General features: G+C 66.3%; 14 protein-coding genes. 8 read left to right on the forward strand and 6 right to left on the reverse strand.

What is annotated here, in order from left to right; genetic code table 11:
- Positions 1-118: 118 nt before the first annotated feature.
- The 4 genes from IPK20_07875 (at position 119) to IPK20_07890 (ending at position 8,444) form a co-directional block, all read left to right on the forward strand.
- Complete coding sequence (locus tag IPK20_07875) at positions 119-2,509, forward strand: PAS domain-containing protein (protein MBK8016645.1); 2,391 nt, start codon at positions 119-121, stop codon at positions 2,507-2,509.
- Positions 2,506-2,943: a response regulator gene (locus tag IPK20_07880; GenBank protein MBK8016646.1), complete on the forward strand. Its 438-nt coding sequence runs from the start codon at positions 2,506-2,508 to the stop codon at positions 2,941-2,943. The genes IPK20_07875 and IPK20_07880 overlap by 4 nt, the downstream gene beginning before the upstream one ends.
- Before the next feature lie 216 nt (positions 2,944-3,159).
- Complete coding sequence (locus tag IPK20_07885; protein ID MBK8016647.1) at positions 3,160-7,140, forward strand: response regulator; 3,981 nt, start codon at positions 3,160-3,162, stop codon at positions 7,138-7,140.
- Between the two features lie 122 nt (positions 7,141-7,262).
- Positions 7,263-8,444 carry a two-component system response regulator gene (locus IPK20_07890; GenBank protein ID MBK8016648.1) on the forward strand — a complete coding sequence of 394 codons (1,182 nt, stop codon included), beginning with the start codon at positions 7,263-7,265 and terminating at the stop codon, positions 8,442-8,444.
- A 28-nt stretch (positions 8,445-8,472) separates the two neighbouring features.
- Here IPK20_07890 and IPK20_07895 read toward each other — a convergent pair whose 3' ends face one another.
- The 3 genes from IPK20_07895 to IPK20_07905 form a co-directional block, all read right to left on the reverse strand.
- Positions 8,473-9,198 (reverse strand): DUF642 domain-containing protein, encoded by a 726-nt coding sequence (locus IPK20_07895; protein MBK8016649.1) that lies wholly within the window; start codon positions 9,196-9,198, stop codon positions 8,473-8,475.
- A gap of 138 nt (positions 9,199-9,336) precedes the next feature.
- A complete protein-coding gene (locus IPK20_07900; GenBank protein ID MBK8016650.1) occupies positions 9,337-9,942 on the reverse strand; it encodes a DUF479 domain-containing protein in 606 nt (201 codons plus the stop codon).
- Positions 9,943-10,039: 97 nt separating this feature from the next.
- Positions 10,040-11,335, reverse strand: a complete 1,296-nt coding sequence (locus tag IPK20_07905) for an amidohydrolase (GenBank protein MBK8016651.1) — start codon at positions 11,333-11,335, stop codon at positions 10,040-10,042.
- 659 nt (positions 11,336-11,994) lie between these two features.
- Here IPK20_07905 and IPK20_07910 point away from each other — a divergent pair.
- Positions 11,995-12,564, forward strand: a complete 570-nt coding sequence (locus IPK20_07910; GenBank protein ID MBK8016652.1) for a hypothetical protein — start codon at positions 11,995-11,997, stop codon at positions 12,562-12,564.
- Positions 12,565-12,586: 22 nt separating this feature from the next.
- Here the strand turns inward: IPK20_07910 and IPK20_07915 are convergent, their stop codons facing one another.
- Positions 12,587-13,798 carry a cytochrome P450 gene (locus tag IPK20_07915; GenBank protein ID MBK8016653.1) on the reverse strand — a complete coding sequence of 404 codons (1,212 nt, stop codon included), beginning with the start codon at positions 13,796-13,798 and terminating at the stop codon, positions 12,587-12,589.
- Between the two features lie 110 nt (positions 13,799-13,908).
- Between IPK20_07915 and IPK20_07920 the strand changes: the two genes are divergently transcribed.
- Positions 13,909-14,292: a hypothetical protein gene (locus IPK20_07920; protein ID MBK8016654.1), complete on the forward strand. Its 384-nt coding sequence runs from the start codon at positions 13,909-13,911 to the stop codon at positions 14,290-14,292.
- Positions 14,293-14,718: 426 nt separating this feature from the next.
- Positions 14,719-16,041 (forward strand): NAD-binding protein, encoded by a 1,323-nt coding sequence (locus IPK20_07925; protein MBK8016655.1) that lies wholly within the window; start codon positions 14,719-14,721, stop codon positions 16,039-16,041.
- On the opposite strand, the gene IPK20_07930 is transcribed toward IPK20_07925, so the two are convergent.
- On the reverse strand, positions 16,007-17,563 hold the full coding sequence (locus IPK20_07930) for a DUF4139 domain-containing protein (protein MBK8016656.1): 1,557 nt from the start codon (positions 17,561-17,563) through the stop codon (positions 16,007-16,009). The genes IPK20_07925 and IPK20_07930 overlap by 35 nt on opposite strands.
- A 388-nt stretch (positions 17,564-17,951) precedes the next feature.
- On the opposite strand from IPK20_07930, the gene IPK20_07935 reads away from it, so the two are divergent.
- On the forward strand, positions 17,952-18,332 hold the full coding sequence (locus IPK20_07935) for a hypothetical protein (GenBank protein ID MBK8016657.1): 381 nt from the start codon (positions 17,952-17,954) through the stop codon (positions 18,330-18,332).
- 55 nt (positions 18,333-18,387) lie between these two features.
- Here IPK20_07935 and IPK20_07940 read toward each other — a convergent pair whose 3' ends face one another.
- Positions 18,388-19,428, reverse strand: coding sequence for an alpha/beta fold hydrolase (locus IPK20_07940; protein ID MBK8016658.1), 1,041 nt, complete (start codon positions 19,426-19,428; stop codon positions 18,388-18,390).
- Positions 19,429-19,544 lie beyond the last annotated feature (116 nt).

Raw genomic sequence — 19,544 nt, forward strand, 5'->3', positions numbered from 1 at the left:
GGATCGTGACGATCCATTCTATGCGAGCGCTTCGCGGACGGCTTGCGGATGCGGAACCTCGGGTGCACCGTCGTGTGCGCCGCCGGCTGGCTCGTCCCTCGCCACTGGTGAATCTTCCATGACGGCGCCTGCCGACGGCCCCGCATCCGCCCTTTCTCCGGGCCCCCGCCGCGGATCACGCGCATTCCCGGGGTACCTCGCGCCGGCAGAGTCCGCCAATCTCAGTCAGCAGATCGTCGCCAGCATCGGCGAGGGGATCGTCGTCTACGACCGTGACCTCGTGTGCATTGCGCGCAACCCCTTCATGGATCGCTACACGGGGGTGCCATCGAGCGAGGTCCTGGGCCGGCACATGTTCGATCTGTCGCCGGGCCTGCAGGAGCACGGCCTCGCGCAGATCCTGCAGCGCGTCTTCGAGGGAGAGACCGTCCGGGTCGAGGAGCTCATTCCCCGGCTTCGCGGAGGCCATCCGGTGTCGCCTTCCGAAAGCGGGCAGCTCGATCCCGATTCGGTGCTGTGGCAGCGGAACACGTATCAACCCTACTACGATGGCGAAGGGCGCATCGCGGGCGCGATGATCATCATCCACGATGTGACGCAGAGCGTCCGTGATCGAGAGGCCATCAAGCGGTCGGAGGCGCTCCTTCGTCAGCTCGTCGACAATGCGAACGGGACCATCTGGGTCAAGGACCTCGACGGCCGTTTTCTTCTGGTGAACGGCCATGGCGCGAAGACGCTCGGCAGGGCGCCGGAGGACGTGCTGGGGCGCACGGTCTTCGACCTCTATCCGCGGCCTGTCGCGGAAGAACTGGCGCGCAAGGACCGGGCCGTCGTGCAGAGCGGAACGGCCACGTCGGTCGAGGAGGCGCAGACTCATCCCGCGGACGGGGCCATGCACCTCGCCACCCGCTTTCCGATCCGCGATGTCGCCGGGCGTCTCAGCGGTCTCGGCGCCATCTGCGCAGACATCACGCACCTCAAGCGGGTGGAGGCGCGCCTGCGCGACGAGGAGCACCGGCTGCTCGCCATCGCCGACAATCTTCCCGCCATCCTGGTTCTCAAGGATCCCGAGGGCCACTACGTGCTCGTCAATGCCCAGTGCGAGGCCCAGTTCGGCGTGGCGCGAGATCGGATGATCGGCCGTACCGACTTCGAATTCTTTTCCACGGAAGAAGCCTCGCAGTTCCGTGCCAACGACGTTCACGTGATGCAGTCCGGCACCCGTCTCGTCGTCGAGGAGACGGCGAGTTTCCGCGGCGAACGCCGGTACTATCTGTCGCACAAGTTTCCCGTCTCCGACGTTGCGGGCGCGGCGCGCTTTCTGTGCATCGTCTCCATCGACATCACCGAAAGGAAGCTGGCCGAGCAGGCGCTCGCCGAGAGCGAACTGCGTAACCGCACCTTGCTGAATGCACTCGCCGACGGCGTTTTCGTCGCGCAGGAGCATCGTTTCGTGTTCGCCAATCCCGCTCTCGTGAACATGCTCGGATACACGCTTGCGGAGTTCGCCGACCTCCCCTTCGGCCGCGTGGTCGCGCCCGAGTACCTGACGATATGGACCGACCGCTTCGATCAGCGGATCGCCGGCGCCGGCTCTCCGCCCTCGTCCTACGAACTGGAGTTCGTCTGCAAGGATGGGGTGCGGCGGATCTGGCTGGAGCTCCGGGCGAGCCGCATCCGCTACGGAAACCGGCCGGCCGTGCTGGGCGTGTTGCGGGACATGAGTGTCCGGCGCGAAGCCGAAGACCGCATCCGCGCGCTCAATGCCGAACTCGAGGAACGCGTGGAACAGCGGACGGCCGAACTGACCGCCGCGAACCAGGAGCTGGAAAGCTTCGCCTATGCCGTCTCTCACGACCTTCGGGCGCCTCTGCGGGCAATGAGCGGCTTCAGCGAGGCGCTCGTGGAGGACTACGGCAACGGTCTGCAGGACGAGGCCCGGCACTACCTGGAACAGATCGTGGCTGGGAGCCGGCAGATGGGCGATCTCATCGACGGCCTGCTGCTCCTCTCCCGCAGCACTCGCGGTGAACTTCGCCGCGAACGTGTCGACATCACCCGCCTTGCGACGCGTGCCTTGGAGGAACTGGTCCGCGCTCACCCGGCACGCAACGTCGACTGGCGGGTGGAACCCGGCCTCGTTGCCGAGGGCGACCCGCGCATGCTGGATTCCGTGGTTCGCAACCTCGTGGACAACGCATGGAAATACTCGGCGCACACGCGTGAGGCTCGCATCGAGGTGACGTCGGAAGAGATCGAAGGCAAGCGGTTCTTCTGCGTGTCCGACAACGGCGCCGGGTTCTCCATGTCACACGCGAAGAAGCTGTACCAGCCGTTCCAGCGTCTGCACCGGCAGGACGAGTTTCCCGGCCTCGGTGTCGGTCTGGCGACCGTGCAGCGCATCGTGCACCGGCACGGCGGGACAATTCTTGCCGAATCCGCGCCGGGAAAGGGCGCAAGGTTCCGGGTGTCGCTGCCGATAACCGACAAGGAAGGGGGGGCTGCGTGAGCCGCCACACCATTCTCCTCGTGGAGGACAACCCGCAGGACGAAATGCTCACCCTACGAGCGCTCAACAAGGTCAATCTCGCCAATGGCGTGGAGGTGGTCCGCGATGGTCAGCAGGCCCTGGACTATCTGTTCGGGGAAGGCGAGTTCGCCCACCGTTCGGCTGCAGGACAGCCGGCGATCGTGATGCTGGACCTCAACCTGCCGAAGATCGGCGGTCTGGAGGTGCTCGCCCGCATGCGGGCGGACGAGCGCACGAAACTCACCCCGGTCGTGGTGCTGACGTCGTCCGACGAGGAGAGCGACCGGCTGCGCAGCTACCGCGACGGCGCCAACAGCTTTGTCCGGAAACCGGTCGCGTTCTCCGAGTTTGCCGAGAAGGTGGCCAATCTTGGCGTGTACTGGCTCGCGACCAACGAACCGCCTCAAGGCTGAATTCGATGACGTCTGGAAGCACCTCGACCCGTTTCATGTCCGGGGCCCCGAAAACGGGCTCCCGGAAAGGTGTCGAGGCCTCGGAGGCGACGTGCGGATATCCGGCCGAAGACATCCTGTTCCCCTTGCGTCGCCGGCTTGCGCCGGATGAGTCCCGATCCGAGGGACCCTTCCGCGCGCCCGACCCTTTGCGCGTTGCCGATGCGCGGAGCCTTCATGCGGCCCTCCGCTAGCGGCCTGGCCATGGAACGCATCCGCTGCCTGGTCGTGGAGGACTCCGAACCGGACTTCATCCTCCTTTCCCGCAGGCTGCGCGCGGATGGCATGGAGCCGGAATGCCTGCGCGTGGCAAGGCGAGACGATCTGGAGCGCGCCGTGTCCGAGGACCGGTGGGACGTGGTGCTCTCGGATTACTACGTCCCGGGCATGACGTTCCAGGAGGGGCTCGAACTCGTTCGATCGCGTCTGCCCGACGTTCCCGTGATCCTCGTCTCCGGCAGCATCGGCGAGGAGCAGGCTGTCGAGTCGCTGAAGATGGGCGTGTCGGATTTCGTCCTCAAGGACCGTCTCACGAAGCTGGCGCCTTCGATTCGCCGCAGCCTGCGCGAGGCGGAAGACCGCAAGGCCCGGCGGGTGGCCGAGACAGCGCTCAGGGAAAGCGAGGAGCGCCACAGGCTGGCGCTCGACGCGGCCGCGCTCGGGACTTGGCGGATCGATCTCGCGACCCGGCATGCTGTCATGGATGCCTTCTGCGCGCGCCACCTCGACTTCGAGACGCTCACCGCCGATCTCGCCGACCTGAGGGGACGCGTTCATCCGCAGGATGTTGCGCACTTCGACGGCATGTGCGCCGCACCGGGCCCGGGAGAGGATCGCCCGCGCAGGCTTGGTGTCGAACTGCGGATCGTCTGCCGCGACGGCAGTCTGCGCTGGATCTCGTTCCTGGCGGCGACGCACATGGAGGTGACCGGCGATTCGCGCCGGCCGACCGCCATCGTGGGCATCACCCAGGACATCACCGAGCGCAAGTCGAGCGAGCGCTCGCGCGAGGAACAGCTGCGGCTGCAGGACCAGCTGGCGCGCATTGCCGCCACCGTGCCTGGAATGATCTACCAGTTCCAGCGGTGGCCGGACGGGCGTACGGCGATGCCGTTCACGAGCACCAACTCCGAGGACATCTTCGGAGCGGACTTCACGTTGTTGAAGGACGACGCCTCCGGGCTCCTCGAACTCATCCATCCCGGCGACGTGGCCGCGTTCAACACCTCGATCAATCTGTCCGCCAGCACCTTGACGCCCTGGCGCCAGGAATTCCGATTCCGGCATCCGGTTCGCGGAGAGGTGTGGGTCGAAGGCCATTCCGTGCCGCAGTCCGTTCCCGACGGCAGTACCCTCTGGCACGGCTTTGCGCAGGACATCACGGAGCGCAAGCAGGCGGAGTTCGATCTGCGCGAACGCGGCGAGCGGCTCGACCTCGCCCTGAGTGCGGCGCACATGGGCGTATGGGAATGGGACATCGCCTCGGATGCGCTGTTCTGGTCGGATCGGTGCTACGCGATCATGGGCATCGATTCGTTCGGCGGGCGCATGGAGCATTTCCGGGCCATGATGCACCCCGAGGACATGCTGGACGTCTGGAACCGGATCGAGGATGCCATCGCGACCGGCACCCGGATGCACGCGGAGTTCCGCGCGATCGTTCCGGGAGACCGCCCCAAGTGGATCGCCACGTCGGCGTTCGCCCGCTACGACGGGTCGGGCAATCCGCTGCGCGTGGTCGGGACGCTCCAGGATGTCGACGAAGCGAGGCGGGCCCGGGCCGAACTCGAGGCACACAAGGCGGATCTCGAGCGCCTTATCGCTGCCAGGACGGCAGAGCTCGAGCAGCAGGCGAGCTACCTGTACGCCCTCATCGACAACTTCCCTTTCCGGGTCTGGCTCAAGGACACCGGCCGGCGCTATCTCGCCGCGAACCGCGCCGCTGCGGAGCAGGCGGGCATCTCCGTGGCGGAGATCATCGGCAAGACAGATCTCGAACTGGGTTTGTGGCCGCCGGACGTGGCGGAGCGGTACCTTGCGGATGAGGCTGAAGTGATCGCCACGCGGTCGCGCAAGACCCGCGAGGAACTTCTCCAGGGGGATGCGGAGCCTATCTGGATCGAGACGTACCAGGCGCCCGTCGTGGACCACGAAGGGCAGGTGCTGGGCACTGTCGGATTCGCGCGCGATATCACCGCGCGCAAGACGGGCGAGGTCGCGCGCGAGGCGGCGCTGGCCGAGGCGAATCGTCTCGCCAGGATGCGCAGCGACTTTCTGGCCAACATGAGCCACGAGATCCGCACACCGCTCAATGCGATTCTCGGGTTCACGCAGGTCGGGTTGCGGGACAACGTCGGCCGGCATACGGCCGAGACGTTCGGCCGCATCCAGGACTCCGGACAGTTGCTGCTGGGGCTGGTGAATGACATCCTCGATTTCTCCAAGATCGAGGCCGGCAAGCTCGACCTCGAGCAGGCGCCCTTCGATCTGGCCACGGTCATCGATCGAGCCGTCGCGCTCACGGCCGAGTCGGCGTACGCCAAGGGCCTTACCTTCGGAGTGACCGAGGCCCCCGACCTTCCGTCGATCGTCAGGGGAGACGCCCTGCGCGTTTCGCAGGTGCTGGTCAATCTCCTCACGAACGCCGTCAAGTTCACATCCGATGGCCATGTGGCGCTCTCGGTGCGGACGGTTCCGGGCGCGCTCGAGTTCTCCGTGATGGACACCGGCATCGGGATGACGAAGGAACAGACCGAGAGGCTGTTCCGCCCGTTCGAGCAGGCGGACAGTTCGACCACGCGGCGCTTCGGCGGCACGGGCCTGGGTCTCGCCATCAGCAACCGCCTCGTCGCCGCCATGAAGGGGGACATCTCGGTGTGGAGCGAGACCCAGACGGGAACGCGCTTCGACGTGCGGCTGCCGCTGGAGGTGATTTCAGGGCCGGCGGCCGCGGAGAATGTCACACTGGCGCTCGTCGGCCTTCCGCAGGAGGAACTCGAATTCCTCGTTCCCGCGCTGGAGTCGCGTGGTGCCACCGTTGTCGTTACCGACGTCGCCGCGGCCTTCGATCGCGAGTCGGATCTGCTCGCGATCGACGCCTCGACGATCGATGCCGAACTCGCCGCCTGGCTTGCACGGCAGATCCAGCAAGGAAGACGGATCGCGGTGGTCAGCGGGCATGGGCGGCACACGGAGGTGCCGGAACCGCTTCGCTCACGAGCCGCCCCGCTGGAACGGCCGCTTCGGGCACGGCTCTTTCTGGCCGCGCGCCGGTGGTCGGACGAATCCGTCACTTCCCAGCACATCACGAACAGGCTGGCCGGGCTCCGTCTCATGGTGGCGGAAGACAACGAGGTCAACCGTCTGGTTCTCGAGGAGATGCTGGCTGGAGAGGGCGTCAAGCTTGCACTGGCGGAGAACGGCCGCGAGGCGCTCGACATCCTGAAGGCAGCCGGACCCCGAGCCTTCGATGTCGTCGTGACCGACATCCAGATGCCCGAAATGGACGGCTACCGGTTCGCGCGTGCGGCCCTCGAAGTGGCGCCCGGGCTGCCGATCATCGGTCTCACCGCCAATGCAATGCCGGGCGAACGCGAGCGCTGTCTGGCGGCCGGAATGGTCGAACAGCTCGTCAAACCCGTGGACCTCGAGACGCTGGTCGACGCCTTGTCACGCCACGCGCGTCGGACAGTCCGGCCCGCTGCCCCGACTTCGACGGCAAGTGCGGAACGCCCCGAGCCTGCCCTTCGGACACCCTTCCCCGCAGAGGCCGAACCCGCTTCGGGCGCCGGGACGGAAGAAGACCATACGGGAACAGTCCCGGCGATCGACTGGCCTGCACTCGAGGCCCACTTCAAGGGCCGGCGGGAATTCGTCGACAGGCTCGTTTCGACAGTGCTCAAGACTCACGAAACCACGCCGCAAAAGTTACGTACCGCCGGACAGGACGGAGACCTGGAGGCGATGGGATTCATCGCGCACAGCCTGAAGGGAATGGCGGGCAACATGAAGGCGTCTGCCTTGCAGGCGATGGCGAGAGAGGCCGAGTCGGCCGCCCGCAGTCAGGATCCGCTTTCCGCGACGTTGGCCGAAAATCTGGCGATCTGTCTGGAAGCCGCCTTGCAAGCGATGAGGAAGCGGGGAGAAAGTACGGGTTGAAGGATACGGATCGCATTCCGGCAGGAGCCGGACCACGGCAAGGCGGCGCGGGAGGCGAGATCGGAGATCCCGCCAAGGCGGCTGGCGCCGGTCGCCCGGGTTTTCCCGAGAGCTGACGCAACATGGAAACGATGGGACACGGCAATACTCATGTGCTGGTCGTCGATGACCAGCCCGACAATCTGCTCCTGCTCGAGGACCTCCTGGAGGGCCACTATTTCGTGCACACGGCGCACGACGGTGACGAGGCGCTCGACTACCTCAACCGGGGGCAGCCTGCCGATCTCATCCTGCTGGATGTGGTCATGCCCGGGCTCAACGGCTACGAGGTCTGCCGCCGGCTGAAGGAGAACCCCCAGACCTGGGACATCCCGGTGATCTTTCTCACCAGCCTCGAAAGCGCCGCGGACGAGGAGCGTGGTCTGTCTCTGGGGGCCGAGGATTTCATTCACAAGCCGTTCTCCCCGCCGGTCGCCCTCGCGCGAGTGCGCAATCATCTCAAGCTGAGCCGGGCGACTCGCATGTTGCGGGAACGCAATCTCGATCTCGAGTACATCGTCGCCGAACGTACGCGGGAAATCCAGGCACAGGCAGACGAACTGGTAAGACGCGGCCAGCAGGTCGTGGCATCCCAGGACGCCACGATCATGGCCTTCTGCTCACTGGCCGAAGCGCGGGATTACGAGACGGGCAACCACATCCGCCGCACGCAGAACTATGTCCGGTTGCTTGCCCAGAAGCTCCAGGGCACGCCGCAGTACAAGGGTCAGCTCTCGGACGAGATCATCGATCTGCTGTACAAGTCCGCGCCCCTGCACGACATCGGCAAGGTGGCGATTCCGGACGCGGTCCTGCTGAAGCCGGGAAAGCTCGACCCGGAGGAGTGGGAGGTGATGAAGATGCACACCGTCCACGGGCGCGATGCCATCGTGTCTGCCGAGCAGACGCTCGGCGAGGACGAGGGTTCTTTCCTGCGGTATGCCCGCGAGATCGCCTACGGGCATCACGAACGGTGGGATGGCACCGGTTATCCGCAGGGGCTGGCGGGCGATACGATTCCCCTGTCTGCCCGGATCATGGCCGTTGCGGACGTCTACGATGCCCTCATCTCGCGGCGGGTCTACAAACCCGCCTTCTCGCACCAGCAGGCCATCGACATGATCGTCAAGGGCCGGGGCGGGCATTTCGAGCCCGGACTCGTGGATGCTTTCCTGGCCGTTGCCGATGCGTTCAAGGCAATTGCCCTGCGTTTCGCCGACGAGCCGGACGGCAATCGGCAGGATCCCGTGCTCGCCGCCTCCTGAAGGGGAGGGCGGATGCCCCGCCGGCGGATCAGATCATCCTGGAGTTCTGGCGCGGCCGGCGGCGCAGTTGCCAACCGACCATGAGTGCGCCCGTCGCGATCAGGGCATAAGTGCCCGGTTCCGGCACTGCCGTCACGGCCACGTCATCCAGTCCGACCAGGCAGCACCCTCCTTTTCCGGCACCCTGGAACGAGATCGTCGTCACCATGTCCTGTGCGGTGAAGCGGAAGCTGAAGCGCTCCCAGGCCGTCGGATCACTCGTGCCTCCCGAGCTGGTGAAAACCTCGTCGTGATAGACGCCGGACAGATCCCCGGCCATCGCGCGGACCGCATTGGGCCCGGCATAGTTCGCGTCGCCGTTTCCCCCGCGACCGATGTGGAATACGACCTCGTAGACGGTACCGACGTCCGTCAGGATGTCCTGAGTCACGCCGGCGTAGACGCCGTCGTTGTGATAGCCGGTGAAGTCGACCAGCTTGTTCCCGTCCTTGGCATCGACACCCCAGTCACCTTGGCCCATGCCCACCCAGCCGAGTTCCGCGCCGAACACCGTCCAGCCCGGAAGGGTCATGGAGCCGGGCAACAGCGACATGTTCACGTGACTGTCCCCGATGAATGTGGACTCGATGTCCTCGAAACTGCCGTTGTAGACCAGGTTCATGGGCGGATCGAGGGAGATGGCCTGGGCTTCCCAGGGGCACAGCGAGGCGCCAAGCAGCAGGGAAGTGCCCAGGACTTGAGTGATGCGGTTCACGGCGGGATCTCCAAAATTAACAAAATGGAAGAATTTTGGGGACCCCAAGCCGGATTCGTGCCACGGCGGAAGGCGGCTCGGTCGAACGGGTGAGGACCACGGCCGGCACCGGCTCGCGGAGAGGCGGGATCGGATCCGTCAGGGAAGCCGGGGAGCGCCCGGTCCGGCACCGTGGCTGGCCGCCAGACGGATGACGTCGGGAAAGAACCGCTCGAAAGCTTCTTCGAATGCCCGAAGGTTGCCATGCAACTCCGACACGCCGCCCGCCAGGGGAAGTCCGGCCGCCGACCGTCGCGCCATCAAGTCGAGAGCCCTGCCTACCCCGGTCAGGCGTTCGTACGATCGGAGCCAGTCCTGGCTCGCCATGGCCGGAAGCATCCGGGCGAAGCGTTCGGGAACCGGCTGCGGTGAGGCGGCGAGTTCCACATAGGTTCGCGCCGCGAAGTCGGCAAGCGGTTCTTCATGCCAGCGGCGCCAGTCACGTGCCAGAAAATGATCGAAGAAGAGGTCGACCAGGATGCCGGCGTGGCGCCTTCGTTGCGGCGACACCAGCCGTTTGGCAGCCTGCACGACCGGGTGGGTGTCGGTGAAGGTGTCGATCGCGCGGTGCAGGCGTATGCCTCGTGCCACCTCGCCTTCGTAGCCGCTCGACACGATCGGTCCCTTGACGAAATCGCCCAGCAGACTGCCCAGCCGGCCTTCCGCGCCGGGAGGGGACAGGTACAGATGGGCAAGGAAGTTCACCGGGCCGGCCCGTAGCGGCGCCGGCGAAAGGACCGCCCGGCAGGTCCGTGCGCCCGCCACGGACGAATGCACCCGTCCTGGCGGCGGGTGCCGGAGATCACTGCCTACCCATGTAGTCGCCGGTGAGGTGCAGCAGCGTGCGCACGCCCAGCTTGAGCGCCGACTCGTCGATGGAGAACCGTGGCGAGTGGTTGTAGGCCATCTTCGCGGGGTCCTGGCCCGCGGGCGTGCCGCCGAGGAACACGAACAGCCCCGGCGCCCGCTGTGCAAAGAACGAGAAATCCTCCGCGCCCATCAGACGATCGCGCAACTGGACGTTCCTTGCGCCTGCCACCCGCTGAAGCGTCGGCAGCATGCGTGCGGTCAGAGCCGGGTCGTTGATGGTGACGGCGTAGGGCTTCTCGATCGTGACTTCGGCACTCGCGCCGGCGGCCTCGGCGATGTTCTCGGCAGTCCGCCGGATCCGTGCGTGAATGTCGTCCCGAAGCGCTTCGTCGAACGTGCGGATGGTGCCGACCATGGTCACTCTATCCGGGATGATGTTGAAGCGGATGCCGCCGTCGATGCCGCCGATCGTCACGACCGCAGGTTCCTTGGCGATGTTGACCTGCCGGCTCACGATGGTCTGCAAGCCCATCACGATCTGGGCCGCGGTCACGATCGGATCGACGCCGCCCCACGGGGCGGAACCGTGCGTCTGCCGGCCTTTCACCACGATCTTGAGCACGTCCGCAGCGGCCAGAGTCGCCCCGGGCCGGTAACCCAGCTCTCCCGCGTTGAGCATCGAGCCGATGTGCAGACCGAAGACGACTTCGGGCCGGGGCTCGTCGAACGCGCCTTCCTTGAGCATCAATGCGGCGCCGCCTTCCTCGCCGGGCGGAGGACCCTCCTCCGCCGGCTGGAACAGCAGCTTCACCGTGCCGGGGAGTCGATCGCGCACGCCGGCGAGGACTTCGGCGGCCCCCATCAGCATCGCCACGTGGGTGTCGTGTCCGCAGGCGTGCATCACGCCCGTCTCCTTGCCTGCATAGGTCGTCCGCACTTTCGATGCGAACGGCAGATCGACCTCTTCGGTGACGGGCAGCGCATCCATGTCCGCGCGCAGCGCCACCACCGGTCCGGGCAGCCCTCCGCGGAGCACCGCCACCACACCTGTCTTCCCGACCCCGGTGCGGACCTCGTATCCGAGCGATGTCAGATGATCCGCCACCAGTTTCGCAGTGCGAAATTCGCGGTTGCCGAGTTCCGGATTCTGGTGGATGTCCCGGCGCCAGGCGATCACCTTGGGTTCCACGCGGTCGGCGAGCGCATCGAATTCGTCCTGGAGCGACGCGGCCGACGCGGGCGAAACGGCAACGAGCAGGAGTGTCCCTGCGAAGAAGGTGCGAAGCATGGCGGTATCGGCGTGGGCAAGGAGACAGGGCGAGTGTCACCGGCGCACCGCGACCCGTCAATGGCCGCTCCGCGGAATCACGCGCCCTCGGGTTCTGCGAAACGTCGATCCGCGCTAGTCTCTCGATCCCTCGTCCTTTCATGCTGCCATGCCGTCGCTTCCCGATCCTAGACCCGCATCCGACTTTCCGGCAGAACCCCTGCATGACCGCTTGCGATCGGCGTGGGACGCGCGTGCCCAGGGCCGGTCTTCCCACGCGTGGACCGGACTCGTCCGAGGCGTCCGCAGATCGCTGGAAAGAGGTGATGACGACGATGTCGTCTCGCTCCTGAGGGGGACGGTCCCCGGGGCCGCCTTGCTGGCTGCGCGTGCAGTCGACGATGCGGTGAACGGGATAGGGACCGAAGAGGATCTCGCGCTTGCCGCCCGCGTCTTCCTGATGCCGGTTCTCGTCGTCACGGCCGGAGCCTTCCCTGCCGTCGTCCCCGGGGCCGTGGCGGAGACCGGGGAGATCGTGCAAACCATGCGCGCTGCCGGTGCGCTGGGACCGGTCGAGAGCTTCGCCCTCTCCGGGGCACTGGGGGGCCGGCGAAGAGGCGGCGGGAAAGTCGCCGGCCGCATTGCACCGGTTCGTCCGCGCAGGCGCAGCCGAGGGCGGCGTGGAACTGCTGCACCCTGCCCCCGTCGAGATCGATTCCGCGGACGAGAGGGTTCACATCCGTTTCCTCGCAGGTATGTCGGTGACCGCAGGACACGCGCCGACATTCCTGGAAACTGCGGGCGGAGTGGGCCGCTGGGGCATGACCATGGCGCGCCTGCTTGCACGGCAGCTGACGCCCGCCGGCGTCTCGCTGCTCGCCATTCCGCGCGCCCCCATGTCCTGGTACTGCGCCGTGGCGGAAGGCACCTTCGCCCGCGAGGAAGCGTCCTTCAATCTCTTCGCGACGAGCGCGATCCGGCAGATTCGCTCGAGCACCGGCGATCCCTTCGCGGTCGTGTCTTCCTGTTCCGACGGGACGATTCGCATCGATCTTCGTTCGCCATTCGACGAGATGGAGGCGCGGTCGCATGTCTGGACGCTCCATGCGCATCACGATCTCGACCGTGTCGAGCGCTCGATCGTCGATCTGCTGAAGGAATGCCGCCTGGACGATGTGCGCCTGTCGCCGGAAATCGCGGCACCCCTTCCCTTGCATCCGGCCGGCCTCGCAGGTCGTTTGCTCTCCTGAGGCGTTTCCCGCGGGAGGCGGGTCAGTCGAGGACGCAGGGCACCGACCGGAATCCGCGAAAGCGCACGCGGCCCGCGCGCACCGGCGGACCCTCGAGACGGAACCTGGGGAACCGTGCGAGAAACCGGCCGATGGCGATGCGGCCCTCGAGCCGCGCGAGCGCGTGCCCCGCACAGAGGTGCGTTCCGGATCCGAAGGCGAGATGGCGGTTGGGCGAGCGCGTGATGTCGAAGCGTTCCGGGTCCGGAAACTGTGCCGGATCGCGATTGGCGGCACCGATGCAAAGTGTGATGAGCGCGCCTGCCGGCAGGGGCACCCCCCCTACGGATGCGTCCGTGAGCGCGCGGCGATTGCCGATCTGATTCGAGCTTTCGAATCGCAGGCATTCCTCCACCGCGGACCGGATGAGGTCCGGCTGCTCGATCAGTCTTGCCTTTTCCTCCGGCCAGACCGAGAACAGGACGAGACTGTTGCCGATGAGGTTGGTCGTGGTTTCGTGCCCCGCATTCAGCAGGAAGATGCAGTTCTGGAGGAGTTCGGTCTCGGAAAGCCGTTCGCCGCCGGACTCGCCTGCGATGAGCCGGGTGAGAACGTCCCGCTCGGGATCCCCGGGCGCCGCGCGGCGGCGGCGGACGAGGGACTCCAGGTAGACCGTGAATTCCTCGACGGCCCGGTTGCCGCGGTCGAGCTGCGACTGCGTGAGCCGCGGCTCCAGCGCTCCGAGGATGGCGAGGGACCACTCCCGCAGCGGGCCTCGCTCTTCACGCGGGACGCCCAGCAGGTTGCCGATGACTTCGATCGGTATGGCCGAGGCGAAATCGTCGATGAGGTCGGCCGTTCCGCGTGCCTGCATGCCGTCGAGCAACCCGTCCACGAGGCGCACGAGGCCAGGCTCCATGTCGGAGATCGCGCGCGCGGTGAGCGCGCCGACGATGAGCCGGCGCACGCGCGTGTGCAAGGGCGGGTCGTTGAAGACGAGGCTCGTCGTGTGATGCACATACAGCGGCGAGCTGCCGAACTTCGGACGGAACTCCTCCGTCTTGTCGGAGCTGAACGTCTTCGGATCCTTGTAGATCCGTTCGCAGTCCGCATAGCGCGTGACGAACCAGGATCCGTCGGGCAACTGCAGCAGGGGGGATTGCTCGCGCAGGCGCCGATACCAAGGGTAGGGATCCTCCAGGAATCCGTCGGGCAGGGCGCGAAGATCGAATGCGGGCGGGCGAGCTGTATTCACCGGTGCAGTGTATCGCCCCGTACACGAGCGTGCATTGACGGCGATGCTGTCGTTTCGCGGATGCTTCGTGGGAGAATCAGCGGTCGCGATCCCGGTTCCAGGGGGCTCAGTTGAATCTCGAGAAAGTGGTCTTCGGTTTCTTCATCATTCTCGCGATGACGCTCAATTTCGGTTTCTTCGTGGGCGACATCGACGATCCGCTCCAGCACAACGTCTACGAGATGTATGCCGCCATCGTGGTGAATCTCATCGCGACGGTGCTCAAGTTCGGCGATCGTACCCAGGTCGGCGCCCTGCACCTTGCCACCAGCCTCGTCGCTGACCTTCAGCTCATCGCGGGTGCGATCGTCTGGGCCTACGCGGAACACGCGGCACCCGGGGGGTTGCGGCCCGAGACCATGGCGAGCATCGTGTCATTGTCCGGTGGCGCGTTCGTGGCGAACATCGTGTCCGCCGTATTGCTCATCATCGAGACGGCGCAGCTCAGGCGCTGAGGCCGGCACCGCCGTGAACAGTGCGCTGTTCCTCGCCCTGCGGCGCATGCGCGCGCCGCTGCTTACGCTCATCGTGAGTTACGCCGTGTCGATCCTGGGCATGGTCCTCATTCCCGGTGCCGATGGCCAGGGCATGCCCTGGCGGGTGAGTTTCTTCCACGCGTTCTATTTCCTCAGTTACACCGCGACGACCATCGGTTTTGGCGAAGTCCGCACGCGTTCACCGACGCGCAGCGGATGTGGGTCATCTTCACCATCTATCTCACGGTGGTGTCCTGGTTCTACGCCATCGGCAAGATCATCCAGATCACCCAGGATCCGGGCTTCCAGCAGGTGCTCGCCACGCAGCGGTTCGGCCGCGCGGTGGCACGACTCCAGGAGCCGTTCTTCGTGGTCTGCGGGTATGGAGAAACCGGCAGCGAACTGGTGGACACGTTCGACCACCGCGGCGTGCGCTGCGTCATCGTCGATCTCAACGCCGCCAAGGTGCAAGAGGCCGAGCTGGCGGCACTGCGGATGGACGTCCCCGCGCTCGTGGGCGATGTCCGCCTGCCTGAAACGCTCGCGCTCGCCGGCCTTGACCATTCGCATTGCGCCGGTGTGGTGGCGCTGACCAACGACGATCACGCCAATCTTTCGGTGGCGGCCACGGTGAAGCTGCTGCGGCCCGGCCTGCCCGTCATCTGCCGTTGCGAATCCGACCTCGCGTCGTCGTCCATGCAAGCGTTCGACACGGATCACATCGTCGATCCATTCGCGTTGTTCGGCGAGCATCTCGCCATGGCCCTGAAGAAGCCGGGACACTACCTTCTGCGCGAGTGGCTCACCGCTGCGCCGGACGAGACGTTGCGCGAGCCCCTGTTCCCACCGGTGGGCAACTGGGTCCTGTGCGGATTCGGCCGCTTCGGCGCGCGCACCGCGCGCAGTCTTTCGGCGGGAGGCAACGCCGTCACCATCGTGGAGGCCGAGCCCGACGTCGCGCAGGCGGCCGGTGCCATCTGCGGCCAGGGGACGGAGCGCTCGGTCCTCGAGCATGCGGGAGTGGGCAGCGCCGTGGGAATCATCGCCGGGACCGGCAGCGACGTGATCAATCTGTCCATCGTCCGCATCGCACGGCAGATGTCTCCGGGCATCTTCACGGTGGTGCGGAGCAACCAGCGCAGCTCCACCATGCTGTTCGAGGCCGCCGGGGCCTCGGTGGCCGTGCAACCGGCCATGGTTGTCGTGCACGCCTGCATCGCCCATCTCATGGCGCCCGCACTTGCGCGGTTCCTCGAGGCCGCGTCCGCGCACGACAACGCCTGGGCCAACGAACTGCTCGCGAGAATCGCCGGCATCACCGACGAGCGGGTGCCCGAAATCTGGTCCGCCACGGTGGATGCCTCGGAGGCGCCCGCCGTGCTGGGTATTCTCGGCGTTCGTGCGGTGACGCTGGATGCAGTCGTGCGTGATCCCCAGTTCCGCGACGATCTGTTGCCGGTCCTGGCACTCGCGCTGGAACGCAACGGGAGCCTCGTTCTGCTGCCGCCCGCGGAGACGGCGCTCGAGCCGGGAGACCGGATTCTCTTCTGTGGACGTGGCCGCGGGCGGCGCAAGCAGGTTCTCACCCTGCGCAACGACAACGTGCTGCGCTACGTGCTCACCGGCCGGGACGTTCCGGGCGGCTGGGTCTGGCGCAAGGTCACGCACCAGACCGCCGCGCAAGGGGCCGCGCCTACCAGCTGTAGCGAACCGCGTACCGGACGATGACCTCCTTGTCCGGTGCCACGTCCACCGGAAAATGCACGGTGCGGGCGTCCTGCTTTTCCGCGGTGTGCGTGGAAGAGACGATCCTCCAGCTGCTCCATCGGTAGAGCGTTTCCCGGACGACGACCCGCACAGGCTCCTCCTTGCGATTGCGGATCCTGATCTCGAATTCCTCGGTCATCGTCTTGCGTGAGGTATCCAGCTTGAAGTCGGTCTGCCGGCGTTCGCCGACCACGTCGAACGCGGAGCCGAGCTTGAGGAGGACGGTCTCGTTGCGGGGCGTGTGGTCGATGCGGTCTTCCCCGATGAATTCCAGAGTGCCGTCCGCGTGGTCCAGCTTGCTCACGCGCACGCGGCCCGCCGGCAAGGGCACCCCCATGCCATTCTCCTTGCCGTTGCGGAAGCTGAGATAGGTGTCCACCTTGCGGCTCGAGGCCACGCCGAAGTTGCGGTCGACGTAGGGTTCGCCGCCGTAGCCGTAATCGGCCGCGCCGTAGTAGACCAGCGTCTTCTCGCAGGCGATGCCGTTGGCCGCAGGGAAGAGCTCGATCTGCTTGGTCGAGTTGTCGGGCAGCGTGCTCGGGCGGCCGAGGGTGTACAGGTGATACTCGAAGAAGGACTTCTCCTCGAAGCCGCGCGGCGCTTCCGCCGTGGCCGCCATGTCGGCGCGCATCAGCATCTTCGCCGAAGGGGCAGGTGCCGCCGGCGCACGGTGCACATCCCCGGCGATGAGCTTGATGCGGGCATCGGGATAGGATGCGCCCGATCGGTTGAGGATGCTCACCCAGGCACCGACGTCCAGGCGGCATTCGCCGGCCGTCCGGCCTTCGGTGTACACGAGGTTGTAGTCGGTCCACCAGGTGATTCCCGCCGTCTGATAGGCGACGCGCGCACGATGGGTGCCCGGCACTTCGGTGTAGAGGTCCCACACGAGCGTGGGGCGGGTGATGAGCCCTCCAGGCAGCTCGGGCAGCGTGACGGAAGCGTTGTGCGCAAACGTGCGCACGCTTCCGTCCGCCTGCTTGAGCACGAGTCCACCCTGGGTGGAAAGCAGCGTGCCGGGGAAGTTCTCCGCCTTGTCGCCCCGCACCTGTTCCACGGCGATGTCTCGATCGACGAACTTCTGCAGCAGCTTTTCCGAGGAGACCAGGTCGAACTGGAAGTTCTGCTCGATGACGCGTGTCGACGCCGGGTCGGTCAAGGACTGGAACGACACGGTGGTGGGATCGATCAGGCCGGCCACGTCGCTGAACCGCACCTCGTTCCTGCCCCCGGACAGGTCGATCCCGCGTTCGTGGCGCACGACCGCGTAGCCGGGTACGGAATGGCCGGTCTGTCCTCCTGACCTGTAGGCGTCGACCGGAACGGCCCCGGCGGGAGCACTGCTGTAGATGGTGAGCGCGTTGGCGATGTTCTCCGCATGCACGGGCACCTCGCAGCACAGCAGGGACGCAACGGTGGTCATGAACGCAACGCCGCAGTGCACGGCAGGAAACCGGCGTTGCGATCCGGTGGGACGGGGCATGGTGTCTTCTCCTGTATGGGACATCACCCGCAAGGGTGCACGGGCATTGAACGGGCATGAGCCGCCAACGGGGTCGAGCGTCTGCGCACCGATGAGGCCGGAGCGCCTGTAAGAAACGTCGACGGCAGGAACGGCAATCCGCCGTCGAGCTGTGCGCCGGTCATCCCGCGTCTCAGCCGTCAATTCCCCTGGACCCTGCGGGGATGAGACAATCGGTCCGCTCCGATCCCTGAGCGAGGGAACATCGCATGGCATCCTTTTCGCTGTGCGATGCCGTCAACACTCGATAGGCGAGCCGATGCGCTGCCCACTGCGCACGAGCGAGTCGATGTACAGCATCATGCAGAAGAATGAACATCCCTTTCCGGTCGGCGCCGTCCTCCTGATCGTGGCGGCCTTCCTCGGCGCGACCGTCAACGTCGGCTACTGGGTCTACGCCAAACGCGGCGCGGATTCGTTCGAGACGCCTCTTTTCCAGGCAGCGTCGACCGTCCATGCGCTCGAGGAAGCCTGCAAGCAGGAGCGCGACGCCGCGGCAAAGACCACGGGCCAGGTCTTCGCCGACGTGAATACCGATGAGGTGATCGTCGAGCATCCGGAAACGAAGAGCTGCGATGCGGTGGGTCCCGCCACCGTCCGCCGCAACGAGTTGCAGCAGAACCAGGATCTGGCGCGCGCAACCGCATGGCAGGCGGTTCCCCCCCTGATCCTGTGGCCGGTGCTTGCGGGCGTCGGACTCTTCTTCTACGCGCGCGGGCAGCGGCGCTGATCAACGGTCGCGGTGGCGAAGGAGGTCCGTCGACAGACCTCCGCCGGCGTACGCGTCAGCGCGGCAAGTCCTCGTCGAGAAACAGCTGAACCTCCCGGAAGAGTTGCGACCGGTTGCGTTCCATGATGATCGTGTGGGTGCCCTCGCCGAACATGACGAGTCGTTTTGTGGCCGCCGACGTCAGTTTTGCGAAGAGGGTCTGGGCCATGTAGGGCGGTGTGTCCTGGTCCCACTCCGCCACCGTCAGCAGGGTGGGTGCCGTGATGCGGGAAGGATCGTAGGAGGGTTTCTCCGCCAGCCAGTATTCCCGCAGATCCTTCAGTACGCCGTTGGGCGCCCGCAACTGGCCGGAACCGGCCGAGGGGTCCGTGGCCCAGGTGGCGTCGGCCCAGGCCTCGAACCAGCCCGGCGGGATCAGATCGTCCTTCCTGTTCTCCGGAACCCCAGCCAGCCAGCGCTTGTGCGCGGCATCTTTCGTGACGGTTCTGTAAGCCGGCAAGGGTCCGCTGCCCGCCAGAGGGGAGGGGGTCGTGCGAAGCCAGACGGGCGCGTAGAGCACCAGCCTGGAGACCTTCTCGGGGTGTGCGGCCGCGTAGCCGCCCATGATGGCCGTGCCCCACGACCATCCCAGAAGAGCGATACGGTCCACCCCCCTGCGGGCCAGGATGTGATCGACCGCGCTTCCGACATCGCGGATGGCGACATCCGTCGTCACGATGGGTGCATTCTCCGTGGCGGGCCGCTCCATTTCCGCAGGCCTCGTGCTCCGTCCGTAGCCCCGCAGATCCACCAGCCACACGTCCCATCCCGCCCGCGCGATGAATTCCATCCACGACAACCCGTCCAGAGGAAGATCGAACGCCGTCTCCGAAGGGTACGTCGCACCGTGCACGTACAGCAGCACGCGGCGGGTTCCGCGCACGTCCATGCATCCGGGGTGCTTGTTGCGGACATACAGCGAAATGCCGGGCGTGTCCGAGTCGATCCACGACTCCTCGGTCACGATGCCGGGCCTGCAGCGGTCGTCGCCGTGAGCGAATCCGGGCAGGGCGAGGGAGAAGACGGCGAGGAAGGCAAGGATGCTGGGCAGTCGCATGGCGGGTCGTCGCAGAGTGGACGCGGCCGGAGGCCGCTTCGTTTCGAATGTAGCACGCGACCGGGCAGCCACCCGCCGGGGGCCCGCTGCACCGATATCGCAAGCGGCGGCGTCGC

The sequence above is a fragment of the Betaproteobacteria bacterium genome, from assembly GCA_016713305.1.
GTDB lineage: Bacteria > Pseudomonadota > Gammaproteobacteria > Burkholderiales.